The sequence below is a fragment of the Geobacter hydrogenophilus genome (assembly GCF_018501225.1).
GTDB lineage: Bacteria > Desulfobacterota > Desulfuromonadia > Geobacterales > Geobacteraceae > Geobacter > Geobacter hydrogenophilus.
Genome location: NZ_JAHCZI010000002.1, coordinates 372,056 through 391,025, shown reverse-complemented (window position 1 = coordinate 391,025; position 18,970 = coordinate 372,056). Strand labels below are relative to the sequence as shown.

General features: G+C 54.0%; 18 protein-coding genes. 7 read left to right on the top strand and 11 right to left on the bottom strand.

Features of this window, described 5'->3' with window-relative positions; all coding sequences use genetic code 11:
* Nucleotides 1-52: 52 nt before the first annotated feature.
* Nucleotides 53-217: a hypothetical protein gene (locus KI811_RS05410; RefSeq protein ID WP_214185456.1), complete on the bottom strand. Its 165-nt coding sequence runs from the start codon at nt 215-217 to the stop codon at nt 53-55.
* A gap of 81 nt (nt 218-298) precedes the next feature.
* Nucleotides 299-922, bottom strand: a complete 624-nt coding sequence (locus KI811_RS05405) for an OmpH/Skp family outer membrane protein (RefSeq protein WP_214185455.1) — start codon at nt 920-922, stop codon at nt 299-301.
* Nucleotides 923-1,270: 348 nt separating this feature from the next.
* On the opposite strand from KI811_RS05405, the gene KI811_RS05400 reads away from it, so the two are divergent.
* The 4 genes from KI811_RS05400 to gpmA all read left to right on the top strand — a co-directional run bounded on the left by KI811_RS05400 (nt 1,271) and on the right by gpmA (nt 7,976).
* Nucleotides 1,271-2,770: a TolC family protein gene (locus KI811_RS05400; RefSeq protein WP_214185454.1), complete on the top strand. Its 1,500-nt coding sequence runs from the start codon at nt 1,271-1,273 to the stop codon at nt 2,768-2,770.
* Between the two features lie 40 nt (nt 2,771-2,810).
* Nucleotides 2,811-4,034, top strand: a complete 1,224-nt coding sequence (locus KI811_RS05395; protein WP_214185453.1) for an efflux RND transporter periplasmic adaptor subunit — start codon at nt 2,811-2,813, stop codon at nt 4,032-4,034.
* Complete coding sequence (locus tag KI811_RS05390) at nt 4,031-7,144, top strand: efflux RND transporter permease subunit (RefSeq protein WP_214185452.1); 3,114 nt, start codon at nt 4,031-4,033, stop codon at nt 7,142-7,144. Before KI811_RS05395 ends, KI811_RS05390 begins: the two co-directional genes overlap by 4 nt.
* Before the next feature lie 88 nt (nt 7,145-7,232).
* The gene (gene gpmA / locus KI811_RS05385) at nt 7,233-7,976 is read left to right on the top strand and encodes a 2,3-diphosphoglycerate-dependent phosphoglycerate mutase (protein ID WP_214185451.1); all 744 of its coding nucleotides are present in this window, start codon (nt 7,233-7,235) and stop codon (nt 7,974-7,976) included.
* 28 nt (nt 7,977-8,004) lie between these two features.
* Here the strand turns inward: gpmA and KI811_RS05380 are convergent, their stop codons facing one another.
* Genes KI811_RS05380 through KI811_RS05370 form a run of 3 tightly spaced genes read right to left on the bottom strand, consistent with a single transcriptional unit; the run spans nt 8,005 to nt 9,668 of the window.
* Nucleotides 8,005-8,862, bottom strand: a complete 858-nt coding sequence (locus KI811_RS05380) for an A/G-specific adenine glycosylase (protein ID WP_214185450.1) — start codon at nt 8,860-8,862, stop codon at nt 8,005-8,007.
* Nucleotides 8,859-9,263 carry a CoA-binding protein gene (locus KI811_RS05375; protein ID WP_214185449.1) on the bottom strand — a complete coding sequence of 135 codons (405 nt, stop codon included), beginning with the start codon at nt 9,261-9,263 and terminating at the stop codon, nt 8,859-8,861. The genes KI811_RS05380 and KI811_RS05375 overlap by 4 nt, the downstream gene beginning before the upstream one ends.
* 39 nt (nt 9,264-9,302) lie before the next feature.
* Nucleotides 9,303-9,668 (bottom strand): hypothetical protein, encoded by a 366-nt coding sequence (locus KI811_RS05370; protein WP_214185448.1) that lies wholly within the window; start codon nt 9,666-9,668, stop codon nt 9,303-9,305.
* Nucleotides 9,669-9,837: 169 nt separating this feature from the next.
* Between KI811_RS05370 and queD the strand changes: the two genes are divergently transcribed.
* The 3 genes from queD to KI811_RS05355 are packed head-to-tail and all read left to right on the top strand — an operon-like array spanning nt 9,838 to nt 11,688.
* The gene (gene queD / locus KI811_RS05365; RefSeq protein ID WP_214185447.1) at nt 9,838-10,206 is read left to right on the top strand and encodes a 6-carboxytetrahydropterin synthase QueD; all 369 of its coding nucleotides are present in this window, start codon (nt 9,838-9,840) and stop codon (nt 10,204-10,206) included.
* On the top strand, nt 10,199-10,951 hold the full coding sequence (locus tag KI811_RS05360) for a 7-carboxy-7-deazaguanine synthase QueE (protein WP_214185446.1): 753 nt from the start codon (nt 10,199-10,201) through the stop codon (nt 10,949-10,951). Before queD ends, KI811_RS05360 begins: the two co-directional genes overlap by 8 nt.
* Before the next feature lie 17 nt (nt 10,952-10,968).
* Nucleotides 10,969-11,688 (top strand): creatininase family protein, encoded by a 720-nt coding sequence (locus KI811_RS05355; RefSeq protein WP_214185445.1) that lies wholly within the window; start codon nt 10,969-10,971, stop codon nt 11,686-11,688.
* Nucleotides 11,689-11,713: 25 nt separating this feature from the next.
* Here the strand turns inward: KI811_RS05355 and KI811_RS05350 are convergent, their stop codons facing one another.
* The 6 genes from KI811_RS05350 to KI811_RS05325 form a co-directional block, all read right to left on the bottom strand.
* Nucleotides 11,714-12,457, bottom strand: a complete 744-nt coding sequence (locus tag KI811_RS05350) for a dolichyl-phosphate beta-glucosyltransferase (RefSeq protein ID WP_214185444.1) — start codon at nt 12,455-12,457, stop codon at nt 11,714-11,716.
* A gap of 28 nt (nt 12,458-12,485) precedes the next feature.
* On the bottom strand, nt 12,486-14,363 hold the full coding sequence (locus tag KI811_RS05345; RefSeq protein ID WP_214185443.1) for a coiled-coil domain-containing protein: 1,878 nt from the start codon (nt 14,361-14,363) through the stop codon (nt 12,486-12,488).
* 41 nt (nt 14,364-14,404) lie between these two features.
* Entirely contained in the window at nt 14,405-16,009 is a 1,605-nt protein-coding gene (locus KI811_RS05340; RefSeq protein ID WP_281875551.1) for a hypothetical protein, read from the bottom strand.
* Between the two features lie 82 nt (nt 16,010-16,091).
* On the bottom strand, nt 16,092-16,703 hold the full coding sequence (locus tag KI811_RS05335; RefSeq protein WP_214185442.1) for a class I SAM-dependent methyltransferase: 612 nt from the start codon (nt 16,701-16,703) through the stop codon (nt 16,092-16,094).
* 24 nt (nt 16,704-16,727) lie between these two features.
* Nucleotides 16,728-17,411: a glycosyltransferase family 2 protein gene (locus KI811_RS05330; protein ID WP_214185441.1), complete on the bottom strand. Its 684-nt coding sequence runs from the start codon at nt 17,409-17,411 to the stop codon at nt 16,728-16,730.
* Between the two features lie 73 nt (nt 17,412-17,484).
* Entirely contained in the window at nt 17,485-18,969 is a 1,485-nt protein-coding gene (locus tag KI811_RS05325) for a hypothetical protein (RefSeq protein ID WP_214185440.1), read from the bottom strand.
* Between the last annotated feature and the right edge of the window lies 1 nt (nt 18,970).

Sequence of the window (18,970 nt, the reverse complement as noted above, 5' to 3'; positions counted from 1 at the left end):
GGTTTCGGTAACTGCTGGTTGTGCGGGGATGACGCCAACCCAGCAGCGCACATTAAGCGGAGGCGCCATCGGTGCTGCAGGTGGAGCCCTGCTTACCGGAATCGCTGGAGGAAATGCCGCGGTCGGAGCTACTCTCGGTGGCGCGGCCGGAGCTCTTACCGGCTACATCCTTGGTGGGGGACACCACAAACGATAAAATGGCCTCTATGATCTGCAAGCAAAATCCGCGTTGGGAGGCACCTGATATCCGGTGCCCCCCAACGTTCGCATTGCGATGTCTCCCGCAAAGAGGAGAGACTTACCGGATGCTTTTTAATATATCTTCCGTCACATCTTTTACATCGACCTTATCGCCAAGATAGAGCAGGTCACGCTTCGGTACGATTACGGCAAATCCGTTGGCTTTGCCGTAATCGTCAGCGGCCTTCTGAATAGCCTTGGACATCGATTCTGTCAATTCGCCCTCTGTTTTTCGCATCGCTTTCTCGGCTTCCTGAACGTACTTCTGATATTCTCCGACCTTTTTCTCCAATTCCTTTACCTTTGCCTGCCGTTGTTGTGGCGTGAGGCTGGGCAGCTTCGATTCAATATCCTTCTTCATATTTTCGAGCTTCTTCTGCCGTGCGGCAATCTGTGAACGGTATTTCTCGGTTTTTTCCTTCATTTTGGCACTTGCTGCCTTGCCGGGAGCCGAGTCAGTGGCAATTTTCGATAAATCGACGTAACCGATTTTCACGGGCTGTTGTGCTTGTGATGGTTCTGCGAGCTTTGGGGGTTCGGCGGTTTTAGGTGGTTCAGGGGCTGGTTGCAGAACCGTTGGCGGTTCGGCGGTCGGTTGCGGAACCACCTTCGGTGACTCTTCCGCCATGGCGGAAAAAGAGATGAGGCAGAGAAGGAGGGCAATGCTGGCGATTGGCTTCATAGGGCACCTCTGGCGAAATGTTGAACTGCATCACGGGACGAAGATACGCGGTTTGCACAATTCAGGCAAACAAAACCGTATGTTATGCACATTTCCCCGGATTACAGAAGGAGTTGTGCCACGTCAGCGACGTTGGGATAGCTCGCCAACTTTCGCCTTGACAGGGGGGGGATTTTAGTGAACATAACGACGGTAGTTGTGCCGTGCTATCAATGTTGATTGGATGTGAAAATATTTTTCAACGTTTTGCAGGGCTCTATCGTTTATTTGACAATGGAAGAAGAAAACCGTTCGATCCCAAAAGGGAACAACGCGCTGCTCGATGGCCATTTGAGGAGGAATTGACGAATGAAACGGATGTGTGCTGCCCTGTGCCTCTGCCTTGTCGCGGCCCCAGCTTTTGCTGCGGAAGGCCAGATCTCCCTGCCCCTTGCGGAGGCAGTCAGGAGTGCCGTCGAAAAGAATCTTGACGTTAAAGCCGAGCTTTACAATCCTGCCATGGCCCAGGCCGATATCCGGAAGAACGAAGGGATTTACGACACAACCCTCCGTTTGGCCACGGACTTTAACTATTCAGTCACTGAACCGGCCAGTTCATTTCTCACCGGCAGTCTCACCAATCGTCAGAAAACCTTTGATGTTAATCCCGGCATAAGTCAGCTCATACCGATAGGCGGAACCCTCGGGGTGACCTTCAACAACACGTACAACAGCAATAATTCGACGAGATCCTTCAATAATTACTGGAATTCAGACCTGACCGTGAACCTTACCCAGCCGTTGTTGAAAAATTTCGGCAGGGAGCCGACAGAGCTTGCCATCATGGTGGCGCGAAACAGCAGGGGAGAGTCCCTTGAACGCTTCAGAACCACGCTTTCCGACACGGTTGCGCGGGTGAGGAACGAGTACTTCAAGCTCTACAGCCTGCGCGGGGACCTGGAGGTGAAAACAACCTCTTTGCTTCTGGCCCGGAAGATTCTCGACGACACCAAGGCTCGGGTGAAGGCAGGGGTTCTGCCTGCCATGGAGATCCTTAATGCCGAGTTCGGGGTGGCGAGCCGGGAGAAGGATCTGATCGACGCGGAAAAGGCGGTGCGCGACCAGAATGACGTGCTGAGGGTGCTCCTGCAGCTTCCGGGCAGGGAAGAGATTGTCCCGGTCGACATGCCGACAAAGGAGCCCTTTGCCGTCAACGAGAAGGAGATGGTCAAGCGCGCCCTGGACAATCGCTCCGAGATCAGAGAGCAGTTGGCCGCCCTCAAATCGAGGGAGCTTGAAATGCGGGTGGCCCACAACAGGACGCTTCCCGACCTGAACCTGAGCGCCAGCGCTGCGCTGACCGGCCTTGATGCCCACTACAACAGGGATATGGAAAAGATCGGTTCGGCTGATTATCCGGTCTGGGGCGTAGGCCTGCAGTTCGCGTATCCCTTGGGCAACAATGCCGCCGAGAACGATTACATCAGAAGCAAGCTCCGATTGGAGCAGGCCAAGACCCAGGTGCGCAGCCTCGAAGCGAATGTGGAGAACGATGTCAAGGCCGCCATCCGGGGGGTGGAGTCGGGATACAAACAGATCGATGTTACCGAGCGGGGCAGGGCCTTTGCCGAAGAGCGGCTTCGGTCCTTCATCAAGAAGAACGAAGTGGGTCTTGCCACCACAAAGGATGTACTCGACGTGGAAAACGATCTGGCCGCGGCCAAGATCAACCAGATCAATGCCTTGGTCGGGTACACCGATGCCATAACGCAGCTCTGGCGGACCACGGGAGAAATCCTCGACCGGACAGGGGTTCAGTTGTCCGACACGGAGGGGGATTCCCTCTACGAGCGGCACGCCCACAACTGAAGCCATCCTCTAATCGATCCACACCCACCGGAGATACACCATGAATCTATCTCTCTTCCCCCGTGACCCGTCGAGGAGCGGCATCCTGTCCCGTCGTGCCCGCCGACTGATGGTGCTTGGGGCAGCTTGTTCTCTCATTGTCACACTTGCCGCCTGCGCTCAAAAGGAGCAGAAACCTGCTGCCAAGCCGCCGGTCCCGGTAGCGATCGCCACGGTTGAGCGAACGACCGTGCCGGTCCAGATCAAGGCCATCGGTAACGTGGAACCCTACGCCACCGTGGCCGTCAAGGCGCAGGTGAACGGCGAGGTACTGAAGGTCCATTTCACCGAGGGACAGGACGTGAAAAAGGGTGACCTCCTTTTCACCATTGATCCGCGCACTTACCAGGCGGCGGTGAGGAAAGCCGAAGCCAATCTTTCCCGCAACCTGGTCCAGGCACGGAACGCCCGGCAGGACGCGGAGCGCTACGCCCAACTGGTGAAGGACGGTATCGTGACTTCGGAGCAGTACGAGCAGTACAGGACCAAGGCCGAGGCCTTTGCCGCCGATGTGTCCGCCGACCGGGCCGCCGTCGAGAACGCAAAGGTGGAGCTTTCCTACTGCTTCATCCGCTCCCCCCTGACCGGCCGCACCGGGAATCTGGCGGTCCACGCGGGGAACATCGTCAAGGCCAATGAGAACCCCCCACTGGTCACCATCAACCAGATAACGCCGGTCTACGTGGCGTTCTCAATCCCTGAAAAGGACCTCGCCGAGATCAAGCACCGCATGGCTGCAGGAAAGCTGGCGGTGGAGGCGACCATTCCCAACGATGCCGGGCCGGCGGAGCAGGGGGTGATCTCCTTCCTCGACAACACGGTCGATGTGGCCACCGGCACCATCAAACTCAAGGGGACCTTCGAGAACAGGGCACGTCGCCTCTGGCCCGGGCAGTTCGCCAACGTGGTTGTGACCCTCGCGGCCAGGCCCAATGCGATTGTGGTCCCGACCCAGGCGATCCAGACCGGCCAGAGCGGTCCCTATATCTTTGTGGTCAAGGCTGACTCTTCGGTAGAAATCCGTCAGGTAACCCCGGGGATTGCCTACGAAGGGGTCACCATCATCGAGCAGGGGCTCGCGCCCGGAGAAAGGGTGGTTACCGACGGTCAGATGAGGCTCACGCCCAACGCCAAAGTGACGGCCAAGCAGGGACCGGGAACCGGGAACCAGGGACCAGCAAAATCCAGACAAGGTTCTGGTCAGTCCCCGGGCAAGCAACCATGAGTATAGCCGAGATCTTCATCCGGCGGCCGGTCATGACGAGCCTCGTCATGCTGGCTGTCATGCTCTTCGGTCTCCTCGCCTACAGCAAGCTGCCGGTCAACGACCTGCCGACCGTCGACTACCCGACCATCCAGGTTTCCGCCAGTCTTCCCGGCGCCAACCCCGACACCATGGCCGCGTCGGTGGCGCTCCCCCTGGAGCGGGAGTTCTCCACCATAGCCGGCGTGGACTCCATGAACTCCACCAACGGTCTCGGAACGTCCCGCATCACCATCAAATTCACTCTGGAGCGCGACATCGACGCCGCTGCCCAGGATGTCCAGGCAGCCATCTCCCGGGCCCAGCGCCAGCTCCCCCAGGACATGCCGGCGCCGCCGTCGTTCCAGAAGGTGAACCCGGCGGACCAGGCAGTTCTCTATCTGACCCTCAGCTCGCCGACGCTTCCCCTGTCAACGGTCAACGACTACGCCGAGACCATGATCGCCCAGCGGATTTCCATGGTCAACGGCGTGGCATCGGTGCAAGTCAACGGTTCTCAAAAGTACGCGGTGCGGGTCCAGGTGGACCCCAAGGCGCTTGCGGCTCGCAAGATCGGCATTGACGAGGTGGCCCAGGCCCTGGAGCGCGGAAACGTGAACCTCCCCACCGGCACCCTCCAGGGAAAGCACGAGGCCCTCACGATCCAGACCAGCGGCCAGCTCTATAGCGCCAAGGAATATGAGCCGCTCATCGTCGCCTACCGCAACGGTTCACCGGTGCGCCTGGGGGATATCGGCAAGGTCGTCGACAGTGTGGAGAACGACAAGGTTGCTGGTTGGTACAAGCAGACCCGCGCCATCATCCTCGCCATCCAGCGCCAGCCCGGCACCAACACCATCGAGGTGGTGAACCGGATCAAGGAGCTGCTTCCCCACTTCCGCTCGCAACTCCCCGCCTCGGTGGACCTGAACATCCTTTTCGACCGGACCGAGGGGATCAAGGAGTCGGTGGCCGACGTGAAGTTCACCATGATGCTCACCATCTGCCTCGTCATCCTGGTGATTTTCCTCTTTCTGCGCAACCTCCCTGCCACACTGATTCCGAGCCTCGCCCTGCCGCTCTCCATCGTCGGAGCCTTTTCAGCCATGTACCTGATGGGGTTCTCGGTCAACAACATCACCCTCATGGCCCTGACCCTCTCGGTGGGCTTCGTGGTGGACGACGCCATTGTCATGCTGGAGAACATCGTTCGGCACCTGGAGAAGGGAGAGGATCCCAGAGAGGCGTCGTTGCGAGGTTCCCGGGAGATCGGCTTCACCATCGTCTCCATGACCATTTCGCTGGTGGCGGTCTTTATTCCGGTTCTCTTCATGCAGGGGATGCTCGGACGGCTCCTCCATGAATTCGCCGTCACCATCAGCCTGGCAATCCTCATCTCCGGCTTCGTTTCCCTCTCGCTGACCCCCATGCTCTGCAGCCGCTTCCTCCGTCCCCACGGCGAAATGAGCCACGGCCGGTTCTACAATTTCATGGAGCGGTTCTTCGACGGCATGTATCGCTTCTACGAAGTGACCCTGGCGCAGGTCTTGAGGCTTCGCCGTACGGTGCTGGCAGGTACATTGTTCTTGACGCTCCTCGCGGTCTGGCTCTTCACCAAGGTACCCACAGGCCTCTTGCCGAGCGACGATATCGGTGCCATCTTCGCCATGACCGAAGGGGCCCAGGGAATCTCCTTCGAGGAGATGAAGGCCAAGCAGCAGCAACTGGCGGCCATCCTGCTCCAGGACCCGAACGTGGAGGCATTCATGTCAACGGCGGGGGCTTCGGGTAGCCGTGTGTCGTCCAACTCGGGTTTCATGTTCATCCGCCTCAAGCCCCGCCAGGAACGGAAGCTGAACGCCGACCAGGTGATCCAGCAACTGCGTCCCAAGGTCATGGGGGTGCCGGGGATTGTCATGTTCCTCCAGAACCCGCCGCCGATCCGCCTGGAGGCCCGACTGGCGAAAAGCCAGTACCAGTTCGTGCTCCAGAGCCCCGACACCGAGGATCTCTACGCGCGCGCGGCCGAACTGGAGGCAAAGCTGAAACAGGTGCCGTTGCTGCTGGACGTGACGAGCGACCTTCAGCTTCAGAATCCCCAGGTCCAGCTGGATATCGACCGGGACAAGGCATCGGCCCTCGGGGTCACCGCCCATCAGGTGGAGGACGCACTGTACTATGCCTATGGTGCGCGGCAGGTCACCACCATCTTCGCCCCGGACAATCAGTACAAGGTGATTCTGGAGTTGGAGCCCCAATATCAGACCGATCCGACAGCCCTCTCCATGCTGTACATACGCTCCCAGAAGGGGGATCTGGTCCCCCTGAATACTCTGGCAAACCTGCGGCGCACCCTCGGCCCCCTGTCGGTGAATCATCTGGGGCAGATCCCCGCCGTGACCATTTCCTTCAACCTGCGGCCCGACACTCCCCTGAGCGAGGCGGTTTCAGCCATCGAAAAGGTGAGCCGCGAGACGCTTCCCGCTACCTTCACCACGAGCTTCCAGGGGGTTGCCCAGGCTTACCAGCAGTCCACCACGGGGCTCACGGTTCTGATCATCATGGCGATTGTTGTCATCTACATCGTCCTCGGCATCCTCTACGAGAGCTACATCCATCCGATCACCATCCTGTCGGGGCTGCCTTCAGCCGGTTTCGGGGCGCTGATCACTCTCATGATTTTCGGCAAGGAGCTGAACCTCTATGGTTTCGTCGGCCTTATCATGCTGATCGGCATCGTCAAGAAGAACGCCATCATGATGATCGACTTTGCCCTGGAGGCCCAGCGCAGTGAAGGGATGCCTCCCCTGGAGGCGATCCATCAGGGGGCCCTTGTCCGGTTCCGTCCCATTATGATGACCACCATGGCGGCCCTCATGGGAACGCTTCCCATCGCCCTCGGCATCGGGGCAGGGGCCGAAGCCCGGCGTACCCTCGGGCTTTCAGTCGTGGGGGGGCTTGTCGTGTCGCAACTGCTGACCCTCTACATCACGCCGGTCATCTACTACTATATGGATCGCATGCAGGAGTGGGTGAAGACGCGTCTCGGGGTCGGGCAGAGTTCCCGGAAGGAGCGAAAGGCGGCAGGGTAGGGAGCTTGCGCAAGACGGCTGCCTATATATACTTACCCTGGCGAGTGGGGTTGGTTGCCGACCCCGATTTTCTGAAGGGGGCCATGCCATGAAAAAGCTCGTTCTGCTTCGCCACGGCGAAAGCGTCTGGAACAGGGAGAACCGTTTCACCGGCTGGACCGATGTGGGGCTTAGCGAGAAGGGGATTGAGGAGGCAATCCGGGCAGGGCGCACCCTGAAAGATGAAGGGTTTGTTTTCGATGTGGCCTACACGTCGGTCCTCAAGCGGGCCATCAAAACCCTCTGGCTCGTCCTGGAGGAGATGGACCTCATGTGGATCCCGGAATACCGCCACTGGAGGCTCAACGAGCGTCACTATGGAGCGCTCCAGGGGCTCAACAAGGCGGAGACAGCCGAGCGGCACGGCATGGAGCAGGTCATGATTTGGCGCCGCAGTTACGATATCCCGCCGCCCCCCCTGACGCCCGACGATCAGCGGTTCCCGGGAAGCGACCCTCGCTATGCGTCGCTTTCACCCTCGGAGATCCCCCTCACTGAATCCCTCAAGGACACGGTTAACCGTTTTCTCCCTTACTGGCACGAAACAATCGCACCCGCTGTTAAAGAGGGAAAGCGGGTCCTCATCACCGCCCATGGCAACAGCCTGCGGGCCCTGGTAAAATACCTTGATCTGGTCTCTGACCCAGAAATCGTCAACCTCAACATCCCAACCGGCATTCCCCTTGTCTACGAACTCACGGATAACCTGACACCCATCAGGAATTACTACCTCGGTGATCCGGATGAAGTGGCCAGGGCAAGCAGGATGGTGGCGGATCAGATAAAGAAGTAAGTATCGCCCCGAGCTCCTGGCTCCGGCGTCAAGCGATAAAAAATCGTCCCTTCCTCATTGCGATAAACCCTTCTGCTTCCATCTGCTTCAGGTTGCTCAATGCCGCATCCTGGGGCTTGTTCAGAAAAGGCATAATTTCTTCAAGCGTTATGCCTGGTCTATCCAGTATTGCCTTAAGTATCAGGCTCCGTAGTTCCCGATTGGATCCCTTGAAGGGGCTCTGGGTTGCGTGATGGGCACTGCGCCGAGAAGGATTGCCGTGGAGCCTCTTGAGGTGGGCACCGTAGTCCATGAGGGCATAATACCATTCCCGCGGATTGCCATGATCGAGAGTTCCTTCGACCAGGGGTGTGATCTCACGGTCATGGACCTTTTCAGAATCATTGAAGAAGTGATGGATGAAAACGGTTCTGATGTTGGTTTCGATGAATACGGAAGGCACGGAGAAGGCAAAGGCCGCCACGGCCCGCGCTGTGTAGTGGCCTATGCCGGGGAGCTTTTCCAGTTCCGCGATGGTGGAGGGGAGGGTGCCGCCATGTTCTGTTACGACTGCTTCGGCGCACCGCTTCAGATTGAGGGCCCGCCTGTTGTAGCCGAGCCCTTGCCAAGTGGAAAGAACCGCATCAAGGGTAGCTGCTGCAAGGGACCTGAAATCGGGGAATGCCGAAAGGAATGACATATACTTACCCGTCACCCTGTCGACCTGGGTCTGCTGAAGCATTATCTCGGAAACGAGGATGGCGTAGGGATCATGGGTCTCGCGCCACGGAAGGGTGCGCCCGTGGCGCCGGTAATGGCCATAAACAATCTGTCGGAAGAGGAGGGCAGCCTCCGGGGTGAGTCCCCCGGAGGAATACAATGCCCTGAGAAGGTTTTCGGTGCTCAATGGTCGTGGTAGCCAAGGACAACAAGGATGCAGGTTCCGTCGGCAATGACGCTGATCCCGTTCCTGCGGCATGCCTCGATGGCAGCATCGCTTTCGGCGCCCGGCTGCATCCAGACGTTCTTGATCCCCTTGCGGGCAGCCATTTCAACCACCTGCTCGGTCACCTGGGGAGGGGTAATCACCGAGATGCTCTCCACGTCACCGGGAAGATCCATGACGCTCGGAACGCATGCAACTCCTTCGATCTCCTGCTCCCTGGGATTGACCGGAATGACCCGCAGGTTCTTCTGCTGGTAAACGCGCAGCACCTTGTTGCCGTATTTGTGCCGGTCTGCCGAAGCGCCGACAACGCCAAAGGCCTTTGACTGGAAAAAGAGATCAAGCTGTTCCTTGGTATCCATGTTCACTCCTCCCAAAGTGTCTTTGGACACTAGTATCCGTCATTTCAGATGCTTTGCAACCAGCATCTCGATAAGTTCGCCGATCGTCGTCCTTTTGTGTGCCGCGGCAATCTTCAGCTTCAGGTGGAGATCCTCGCGGATATTCGCCGTGAGGCGCACATCTCCCTCGGGCACCAGCCCCGATGTCGAACGGCCCTTTGCCGTTCCTTTGTGTTTGCCTCGCGATTTTTGATCGGATTTCCTTGTTGGGGCTTTCCCCTTGGTGGCGGCATTTTTTGTCGCCTTCTTCACAGGCGCTTCCGAACGTATTTCTTTGGGGGCTTTCTTTTGAGTCGGCTTCTTCTTTTCCGGCTCCGCAGGCGTTTCAAAGAGGGCCATTTGTCCTTCAAGTGGTTCGCTGCTCATGGTATTCCTCCCGGCGCAAGAATCGATGCGGAATTTAACCATATATACTTACCCGAGTAAATAGAAAGGTCACGGCATCAGGGAGATATTTTGCATTTTGGTACCTCCCATGGTACTATCGCCTCGCTCAAAAGGCAGTTAATGAAATCATTGAACAGGGGAGCCACCAATGTACAAATTGGCGATTCACACTTCTTTTGCCGCTGCCCATTGTCTCATCAACTACCAGGGGGACTGTGAGAACCTCCACGGGCACAACTGGAAGGTGGAAGTGACCGTGACGGCCCTAGAGCTTGACAAGGCCGGCCTCGGAATCGATTTTAAAATCCTGAAGCAGGAAACGAACGCAATTCTGCGTACCCTGGATCATAAATACCTCAACGAGTTGACGCCGTTCCGTGAAGTTTCCCCATCTTCCGAGAACATTTCCCGCTACCTCTACGAAGAGCTCTCCAAGCGGCTCAACGACGGCAATGTCAAGGTCGACAGCATCACCGTCTGGGAGTCGGACAACGCTGCCGCCACCTACTATGAGTAAGCCGACCGCGGAGCTGGCCGAAGTCTTTTCCTCTGTCCAGGGAGAGGGGATGCTGATCGGGCTGCGGCAGGTTTTCGTCCGCTTCCGCGGCTGTAATCTCACCTGCGACTATTGTGACACTCCCACTGAAATAACCGCCGAACCCTGCCTTATGGAACAGACTCCCGGCAGGCGCGATTTTGTTCCGACCGCCAACCCCGTGGCCCTTGATCGCCTCGTTTCGCTCGTCGACGGATGGCAGCGAGGATGGCCGGGGGTCCACCATTCCATCAGCATTACCGGCGGTGAACCGCTCCTCAGCCACACTGCACTTTCGTCCTGGCTCCCGGAACTGAGAAGTATCCTTCCCGTCTATCTGGAAACCAACGGCATCATGCACTCGGTCCTGGGGCTTCTGATAGACCATATCGACATCATCGGCATGGACATCAAGATCCCATCCACCTCGGGATGCACCGGCCTGTGGGACGACCACCGGAGTTTTCTTCAAATTGCCGCCAGAAAGAATGTCTTTGTAAAAATTATCGTAGGGGATGAAACGGAGGAATGGGAAATTATCCGCGCCAGTGAACTGATTGCCGACATAAACAGCCATATTCCCCTTATCCTGCAACCCGTCACCGAATCTGGCGGAAGAGTCGGCATTAACCCCGTCAGGGCGCTGGAATTCCAGGAGATTGCCTGCCGCCACCTAGATGAAGTCCGCATAATCCCCCAGACTCACAAGTTCATGGCCCAGTTGTAGGGGGAGACGAGAGCGACATGATCATCGAAACAATGACTATGATCGAGTTCGAAGAGGGGCTGACGCGAACCCGGACGGTTTTCGTTCCCTTCGGGTCCGTCGAAGAACATGGTAGCCACCTGCCACTTTCCACCGACACCATCCAGGCCTACGAAGTGGGGAAGAAGGCAGCCCTGCAGATTCCGCTCTTCGTGGCCCCGCCGATCCACTACGGCTCGTGCCGCTCCACCTCATGCCATCCCGGCACCATCTCCATTACCACCGCAACCCTCAAGTCCCTCATGAAAGACATCGTTCGCTCCCTGTACGCGCAGGGGATGCGCAATTTCATCATCCTCACCGGCCATGCAGGGGGCTCTCACCGCATGGCGCTTCAGGACGCCGGCGAGGAGCTCCTGCCGGAGATTCCCGACATCAGGATTGCCGTTGTCACCGAATATGAGCTTGCCAGCCGGGAAGGGAAGGGAATCATCGAGACGGAAGGGGACGCCCATGCGGGCGAGATAGAAACGTCGCGGATTCTGCACACGCATCCGCATCTGGTGAAGGGGGCGGGAGAGCGGGAATTCCCCTCGTTCCCCATGGGCATTCTGGTCCGGAACAAGAGGAAATACTGGCCGAACGGCGTCTGGGGCGACCCCACCAAGGCCACCGCCGAAAAGGGAAAACGGCTGGAAGAGTTGGTCGCGAAAAAGATAGTTGAACTGGTTGCGGCGCTTGAGCAGTTTCAGGAATAGACAGTACCGATCTGCTAATCCAGAATTACCGGGCACAGGGGCGGGCATTCTTGACGCTTCCCAGGCACATCCGGATTCTGCAAAGGTCCTTGAGCATCTGCAGCGAATCAAAAACGGGATGAACCTTCGAGCCCGGCGAATTGATCCACTTGATCGGAACCTCAGCAACGCGATGGCCATGCTTCTTTGCCAGGGCCAGCACTTCAACGTCATAGGCAAACCGATCAATCCTCGCCTCCGCGAACAGCGTCCGGGCAACCCCGCCTCTGAACAGCTTGAAGCCGCACTGCGTATCATTGAAATCGTCCATAATCATCAGTTTTACTATTTTGTTGAAGGTTTTTCCCATCCCCCTGCGCCACCAGGGCTGCTTCTCCAGGATTTGGCTGAGGGCCAGTGCCCGCGAGCCGATGGCCACCTGGCAGGCGTTGTCGGACAGGTGAGGCCAAAGCACCTCCAGTTCCTCGATGGGGGTGGAGAGGTCCGCATCCGACACGAGAACCAGCTCCCCCTTCGAGGCAAGAACCCCGGTCCTCAACGCATATCCTTTGCCCCGGTTGGGCTCATAGCGAATCACCCGTAACGCCGGGATCTCCTCCGCAAGGCGTTGCACTAACGCTGCAGTACCATCACCGCTGCCGTCGTCCACGACAATAATCTCGCAATCCAGCCGACGCTCCGTCACGTACTGCCGGATTCTTCGCAGGGTGCCGCCGATCCGCGTCTCTTCGTTATAGGCGGCGATTACAATCGAGATCGTTCCGGTCATGGCAGTCTCCTGATGTCTGATGGCGATGTCATCGATATTCCTTCCACATCAAGCCCGTTTGCGCGTTGAACTTGGTAACGCTGTCCGAATCCTCGATGCTTCCGGTGAATGCCTCATCGTCATCCCAGAGGATTCCCTCCGGCATCAAAATCTTGGCGACAATCGTCTTTCCCGCAATGGTTTTCCTGCCAAGGGTTTTCGTCTTGGCCCGATTGGTCGCCTCATAGAGCTTCAGCGAAAAGCTCGTGGTCACCGACTCCCGCTCGTCGGGTTCGGCAAACAGAACATAGATACCTTCAAGGGTCGATTTGATGATGACCTCTGTCGAGTTATCCACCGTCCGCAGGACAAGCGAAACAACCTTCTGCTCCCGGGTTGATTCGGACTTTGTCATGGGGCGGTCCCTGCGGTGCTTGGGGAACGCCTTGTACAGGGCGCGATATTTCAGCTGGTCCGTCCCCGCCACCACCAGTTTCAGGTCGCCATAGACCGTGGCAAGCATCAGGCTGACTTCTGGCGAGACATCTGCCTTCACCTTTTTTGAGCTGCTCGGAGCTGGTATTGATTGGCTCCTTTTCTGCGCCAGTTGATTTCCCTTTTCTCCGGGCAACGCAGCACTTTTCGCCGTCTGAATTTGCGATTCTGACGGCATGGATGATGGTGCTGGTGCAACAGATGCCTTTGACCTGGCAATCCGCTCCTGCTCAGCCCTAAGGGCGGCAACACGTTCACGTTCCGTTTTGATCTGAGCCAGTCTGGCTTTTTCAGCCCTTTCGGCCGCGGCCCTTTCCACCGCCAGCCGTTCCTCCCTGGCTGCTGCTGCCCGTGCGGCAGCAATCCGCGCCTGCTCGGCCTTCAGGGCTGCAATGCGCTCCCGTTCCGCACCTTCCTGAACCTGTCTGGCCCGTTCAGCCCTTTCGGCCGCGGCCCTTTCCGCTGCCTGCCGTTCCTCCCTGGCAGCTGCTGCCCGTGCGGCAGCAATCCGTTCCTGCTCCGCCCTTAGAGTGGCAAGCCGCTCCAATTCCGCACGTTGCCTCGCCAGTCGCCTTTCTTCCGCCAGGGCCGCTGCCAGGCGCTCCCTTGCAGCCTTTTCCCTCTCCAGTCGCTCCCGTTCAGCCTTCTCGCGGGTCGCTTTCTCTGCTGCCAGCCGTTCCGCTTCGGCCCTTTCGGCAGTAAGGCGTTCCGCCTCTGCCTTCTCAGCAGCTGCCTTTTCAGCGGTCAGCCTTTCCCGCTCCGCAATCTCGGCGGCGATTCTCTGTTGTTCCGCCAATTCCCGCGCCTGACGCTCCCGTTCGAGCTTGAGGGCCGTCGCCACTTCGCGCTCTGCCTTTTCCTGGGCAAGGCGTTGCAACTCAGCCTGCTCTCTGGCAGCTTTTGCCGCCGCAAGCCGTTGCATCCTTGCCATCTCAGCCGCTAGTCTCTCCCTCTCTGCTTTCTCCTGCAACAGACGTTTGGCTTCGGCCAGTTCATCGGCACTTGGCTGGGCATCGATAGTCTCTTTATGGGCAGGTTCCGTAACGGATAGTGAGGCAGCTTTGAGTTTCTTCCTCAATGCCTTGGATGCAGCAACCATCGCTACTTCCGGCTCCGCCTGATCATCCGCCGATGCAGTGTCAACGTCGTCTTCCGCACTGCTATCGGGAGGGGCAATTGCTTCGTATCTGTTGGGTGGTTCGGGCTTTTCTTGATCTGCCGATGGACTGGAGGAAGCGGCTGGCTCTCCCGGAATCGAGTCGGTATTTACCCAGATGAAATTGAACCTTTCGACGCTTCCGGTTGGCGGATAGAAGACTGTAGTGGTGGCGAGGATAGCGAGCAGGACGCCATGGAGAACCAACGACGCAGCAAAAGGCCAACCGAGGCCGAATCGTTCTGATCTTTTAAGAAGCCAAAGATAATCGTCCATTACAATCTCACCACAACCAATAACCAGGTGCTCTTCTATGACTAAGTATCTTCCTTCCTGTTCACAACAACTGGTTTCACATTCTTATATTTTTCGATCAAATACTGGTACTGGGGAAGATCCCTGACAAATATGTTCGCAACCTTGTCGGAATAGATCAGCTTCCAGTCCTTTTTTTGAAGAAGAATCCGTGAGAGGATAGAGTCCGTGTCAAAGATTACCCACGTGAAACGGTACTTGCTGACCACATCGTCCCATCCGGTATCAAAACCTACAACTGTGTTGTATTCCTTCATCCTCTCCGTGCCGTACATGTCTGATCTGCCGTCGAAGAACACCTTGTACTGGGGCCACGCCGCATAAATGATGTAGTCGCCGAACTCGTCGTTGTTGAGCATATTGCCGGCTATTTTTTCCTTTTTCAGGAACTCCACCGCCGCCACCGGTTTCTTCTTTTCGTCGAACCTGAATTCAATCTTGCCGCTGGCAGCGAGAAATATAACCAGCATCATGGCCAGGGCAGGCCAGAGGAAACCCCTGTTGGAAGCGTCCAACTTCGCGATGTTCGTCGACCTCTCTCTCAGGATAGCAAGCAGGCCGTTGTCGGAATCAGTCATAATTTGGTCGACCCTGCGCAGCAGAATCGGCGCAGTGATGATCGCAAACAGTGGAATGTATCTAACCGAATAGAGTGCCATGTTGGTAAAGAGAAGCACAAGAAGCAGTTGGGTGAGGTTCAGCTTTTCTCTGGAAACCGCAAACACGGCAATCATGGCGAGCAATAAATACTTAAAAATAGATAAGTCATGAAAGTTCGGCGACAGGAACTCCATAACGTGGTCCATGATGTATTTGTTGCTTACTAGGTTGAAGGGAAACAGCAGGATATGAACGCCGAACGGGTTAATAAGGGATGCGATAAGGCAGAGGGCAATAGAGATCGCGAGTTTCTTCGCATTGGCAAGTGATTGCTGCTTTTCATCGGATTGACCCCACAGGGCGTTGGTGAGGTTGCCGACGAAGTAGATCCCCGTCATGACGAAACCGATGACGTATCCTCCGTGGAGATTGACCCACAAGAGCATGAGGAGAGGGAGAAAAAAAAGCCAATTCCGGTTCCTGTACTGGAATGAATCAAGGATGAAGTACCAGAGAATAATTAGGAGAAGTGAAAAAATATGAGGTCTGGCAAGCCAATGTATCGTTGACGCTGATATCGCAACCAAACTCACCAGAGCTGACAGGAGTATGTTATTCCCAGCAGAGCGCATGATTAACTTAAAGAAAAGGTAGTAAGTAAAGGCGATCAGAGATGCAAAGAATATAACGGCTCCGGTTAGACCGAAGCCCCTGTGAAGGAGCGCCATGATAATCTCTGACAACCATTCGTGGGCGGTCCATGGAAGCGGAGGGGAGAGGAAGGAAAACATGTCATAGCGCGGAATCGAGAACCTATTAAGAATATACTCGCCAGCACGTATATGGTAGCCGGTATCGCCATCATTTAACAGCCCCTTCCCACTAGGGAATGACAAATAAAGTAGGAGAGTAATAAAAATAATATCGGCAATAGATGGTAGCAGAAAAGAAATATTTCTCTTTGTCTGAGTTATTTCCTGCTTTTTTGATAAAGATATTGAATTCACGAGTTAAATGCTCCCTGAACTTATCAGTTTGCCTGAAAGATATAATTACATTGTTGCAAATGCCAACCAACAAACAGACTTATCATTTGCATGCGGTAACCCACAGATTCATACCTGCTTCGAATTTACCGAAGTTCATACGTGACCGAAGGAATCCTCCCTTTTCAAGGAAATCTGCAATCATATTGTGTGAATAGGCACCTTTGTGTTCATTGATTTCATCACGGCTTACCAAATTGCAACAGGCAAGGAATCTTAGAAGTCTGTCTGTCCAAACAGCTGGAGTCGTCATGATAAAAAGCCCCCCTTGCTTCAGTACTCTGAATATTTCTCTCAGAATATTTGGGAGGTGGGTCGGTTCGATGTGTTCGAATACGGCAAGCATAGTTACAACTGCAAAGAAGTTGTCTTCGTGTGGTAGTTTATTCTCTTGGGCAATATCAAGTCTAGAGATAGATATCCCATTGTTTTCCCAACGTGTTTCGTCGGTAAAAGAAATCTGATCAATTCCATATTTATTGGCGAACCGAACGGTCTGTAGAAAAAGAGGAAAACTACCGCAGCCGATATCCAGTATACTTCCCGAACGGGATGCTTCTGGAATAAGCCGGTCAGCCATCACAACACGCTGACGAGCCAGAAAGCTTTCCAAACATCCGTTTCCGCGTGTTGCCGTTTCAGAGTGATTTGTCATGAACATGTCATCCCAACAAGGTTTCTATCTTAGAAGGTTATACTTGATAATACAGCGTAAAGCGGATACTCCGTCTTTCCAGCCGATTTTTTTCCCTTCTTTGTAACCCCTTCCCGAATATGAAATTCCGACTTCATAGATTTTTATATCCAATTTTGAAATTTTTGCGGTAATTTCTGGTTCAAAACCAAAGCGATATTCTTCAATCGTTATCTTGTCCAGCACCTCTTTCTTAAATACTTTGTAGCAGGTCTCCATATCCGTCAGATTCAAGTTTGTGAGCATGTTGGAAAGAAGAGTCAGAAACTTATTCCCCAACATGTGCCAGAAATATAGGACCCTGCGATAGTCTCCTGTGACAAAGCGGGAACCGTAGACAACATCTGCTTTGCCGTCAAGTATCGGCTGAATGAGCTTCGGGTACTGCTGAGGGTCATACTCCAAGTCAGCGTCCTGAATAATCACAATATCACCTGTAGCTTTACTGAAACCGGTTTTCAATGCAGCACCCTTACCTAGATTCCGGTCATGGAAGAAAATTTTTGTGGAATCATCCGCAAACGATGGGAGTAGTTGCCTAGTGCCATCAGATGAAAAATCGTCTACCAGAATAATCTCTTTCTCAATATCAACAGATCGTACACATCCGAGAATAGTCGCAATGGTAGATATTTCGTTATAAACCGGAATGACAATGGATAATTTCATTTTGTATCCCAACTGTATATTGTAAAGAGCGTTTTGTTAAAAGTATTTATTTTTAAACACTATTGTATAAAGTTTATGTCAATGTGTCTTTAAAGCGTTTTCTTTTCCAGATAGTTAAGTTTTTAAAATTTTTAACCGTAGAATACAAAAAAAATAACTTATCGTTATCTCTGTTATTAATATTCCACCCAATAATGTAGTTGATTGCAGGGTATTTAATCCAGTCAATGTTATAAGGTTGATAGGTAACTTCATCTGCTGAAGGAAGTATAGCTGCATCTTTCCTGAAATGTACGGGGAACAAATCATAGTAAGCTTCATAGTTGCCCACATCAATGCATTTGTTAAACAGAGCATAGTAACAAGAAGCATGTAAAAGAGGGTCTATTCTCTTGTTGCCGATGTCAAGTTGTCTGTAAGAACATAAATAAGAGCCTGAAGGTAATGTTATATTCTTAAATGACATATAAACTGCGATATTGCGGTACTCTTTACTCAATACTAGCGAATTTATAAATAATGATAAAAATACAGAAGTTATAATAAATAAAGAAAAGCTTTTTTTAGACGATACGGTTACTCCAAAATGTAATAAAGGTAGAGTTAACAAATAAATTACCAATGGAAACCTCTGATTAAAAAAACTCCCGTCTCCAAGTCTAAATGGCAGCATAAAGTACATAATAGTCATTGTAATGATAAAAATTACTAAATACTTATCACTTGAATGCCACTTATGTAATTTGTTTATATTTACTAAACCCACCAGTCCTTTGACTAATATAATAAGAACCAATAATGATGGCACTAATTGTAATCGAGAATAAGTAATGCTGGAAAAAGTCAGCAAGTCTGCAAAAAGTCCTAAATTTCTATCAACTGAAAGAAGGTATGAGAAGTCTTGAGAGGATGTTTGCTTGCCATGTGAAACATACAATAGCAGAGCAATTATTACCGGTGATGCCAGAATTAGTTGCAAAAATGTGCGTCCGAGTTTTTCTTTTGGTCCTTCATCCTCTGACAAGGGAATGAGGACGAGTGAGATTAAATAGAATACAAAGGGAATGAGATGAAAAAAGTACAGGGCAAAACCCATGAGGTTTAATATCGTCATTCGATAAGTGAAAGTGCGATTTCGGATTTTCCAGGCAACAGCGGTCGCTAACAGGAAGAGGGGGATTGCAATAGTGAAACTGTAGAATCCCATCATGAGGCAAAAGCTGAAAACAGCAGGGAACAGCAAGAATGAGGCGGGAAATAGAGGTTTTCCGAACGTTCGGAGGAGTACAGGGACAGCAATCGAAAAAAGAATAATATTGAGTGAAACAAAAATTTTTTCGGTAACCAGCGGGGAGAACAATTTCAGCAGTGGGTAAGCAACAAGATGATAGCCAAGATTGGGAAGTGCCCTTAACTCATAATAGAAATAGTTACCCCAGTCTTTCCCTCCATTTAGTAAATCCTGCAGGATGGCAAGATTGTATAGGTGGCTTGGTCCATCCTGGGTAGGGAAATACCTGAGGCTCCACACGAGTGCGATGTGAGTGGTCAGAGCCATT